This is a genomic window from Paenibacillus popilliae ATCC 14706, assembly GCF_000315235.1.
Lineage (GTDB): Bacteria > Bacillota > Bacilli > Paenibacillales > Paenibacillaceae > Paenibacillus_B > Paenibacillus_B popilliae.
This window is the reverse complement of record NZ_BALG01000193.1, coordinates 1-2,175: the sequence shown is the minus strand read 5'-3', so window position 1 is coordinate 2,175 and position 2,175 is coordinate 1. Positions and strand designations below refer to the sequence as shown.

2 protein-coding genes are annotated in these 2,175 nt (G+C 35.6%); both read right to left on the bottom strand.

The features are described 5' to 3' along the window. Positions 1-717 (bottom strand): ATPase (locus tag PPOP_RS13155; RefSeq protein ID WP_006286975.1); only part of this gene is annotated, 717 nt, incomplete at its 3' end. 611 nt (positions 718-1,328) lie between these two features. Continuing rightward, a partial coding sequence (locus PPOP_RS19495; protein ID WP_006286974.1) for an anthrax toxin lethal factor-related metalloendopeptidase occupies positions 1,329-2,175 on the bottom strand: 847 nt, incomplete at its 5' end.

Below are 2,175 nucleotides of genomic sequence, written 5' to 3'. Positions count from 1 at the left end.
CGTTCCCGCCTGATCAGTTAACTTCATTCCATAATCTAAAGGGAAAATGGTTTGACCGTTTCCTAAATGCGCAAGATAAGTACCAGCCGGAACCTCTAACTCTATTAAAATTCGCCTTTGTGTAAAGAAAGCATTTACTGTGGAATGTGGTTCGGATGGTAACAAATTCCCCACTCGAAAATCTGGGAAATTTCCCATTTTTAAATATTTTATAATTGTATTTATTTTTTGCTCATCAAAATTTAGAAATCCATCTTTTATATCTGAATTCGATGCAAAACCAATATCGGTTGCGTTAAAACTAGTGTATATAGTTTGGGTTTGAGGTGTTTTATTTTCTTCTACTTTAATTAATTTATTCATTTCTTCTATTTCATTGACTTGCTTCACTAATTTAGGATCTGCTCCAGGTTGTTCCGCTATTTGTTGAAGTACTCGAATATCACCTTGGAATTTTACTAGTAATTTATTTGTTTTATTTGAGTTCTTCTTATAGCTATTAATCATCTTCTTTTGACTACGGGTAATGTTTTTCGTCCAAATTTCATATCTTTCTTGGCTATAAGCTTCTGCCTTTGCTTTATCCGCTGAGCTATATTGAGTCATAAAATTAGGACTCGTTGTGTCAGCAGCATACGTTATTTCGTTTAATCCTAAGATACTAGTCCCGATAACAAAACTAAAAATTAACACCATCAACTTTTTCTTTTTTTTCATTCTCATCGCTCCTCTGTGTAATCACTTGTTGAAATTAGGTTTGCACTCGCCCCTAATCCCGTATCCATACCTTGTAAATTCCAAGAAATAGTAACTCCTTGTACATTCTATATCGGCAAACTGTCTCTTCTTTGTGACAAATGTTACGGAATAAATGAAAAAAAAGTGCGTGGCGGAACCATTCGAATTGGAGAATACGAAAGGATGTTGATCGAATGTAGCGAAACTGATTGGATGTTCCGTTAAAGATGGGGGCCGTTTTCCAGGGAGCGGATTCGCAGGTAGAGCACGCAAGCCTATGTCGTGCCTGACGCACAATCGCTCACGTCATTGACGGTGATTTCTCTACCGACAAAATACGTAAGCACAATATCCTCGGATTTTTGATTTCAAAAGTTGATTCCCTAAAACAATCATAGCATTATCCGCTGCATCCCCAACATGAAAGTGGGGTTTAGCGCGGCACAATCTCTCCTCCAATCTGTTAATAAGGTGCATTGGTTAATACGTATATACGTACTAACCAATGCACGCCTGTTGATTACCCAGATAACGGTAATTTAAATTTAATAAATCGGGAAATCCACTTCCTGAATACTGAAGGCTACGATTTAAAGTATATATCCTTTCTCTTTCAATTTATCTTTTATAAATCTCACAGTCTCAGGAGCTTCTTTCTCAATAGAATCACGATAATAACTTGATGGATATTTCTCATTCCCCATGGAAACCATAGATTTAAAAACCTCTGCAAAAAATTCTTGTGGATTCGTTTTTGCATAGTTGGCATACGTATTTATTTCTGTAATATTATTTTTTTCTTTTTCAAACAGCGCTTTAAACTCTGGAGTGGAAGAAATCCCATTTAGAATTTCTCGATCTATTACATGACCAAATTCATGATGTAATGTACGTGATGTACTTATATGTTCATCCAACTGGCTCAGTAAAGATTGATGGGTTGGGATTATACTCATATTAGGTTTATCGCCATTTTTAGGAAATGATGTACTCCCGGCAATCGCTTTATCCATACAAATAGGCACACTTAGAAAAGCAATCCCCGCGTGTTGTTTTAATTTTAACAATGTATCTCTTAATAAATTATTTGGTATATACTCATTAGTTAGTAAATCAAGCATTGCACTTTGAGAATTTTCTATTGCCAACAATACATTAGGGCCTGAAAATATAAACATGCACTGAGCTTTCAGGCTTTCTATATCCTTTTCATCAAATCCCTTAGAACGCAATATATTGGATATTGATTTGTATAAAATGAACATCTGCACATTAGTTTCTTTCAGAATATCATCCTTCGGGACAACAAGTGCTTTCAATTTTAGTACTTGCTTTCCAATAATCGTTCCCGCCTGATCAGTTAACTTCATTCCATAATCTAAAGGGAAAATGGTTTGACCGTTTCCTAAATGCGCAAGATAAGTACCAGCCGGAACC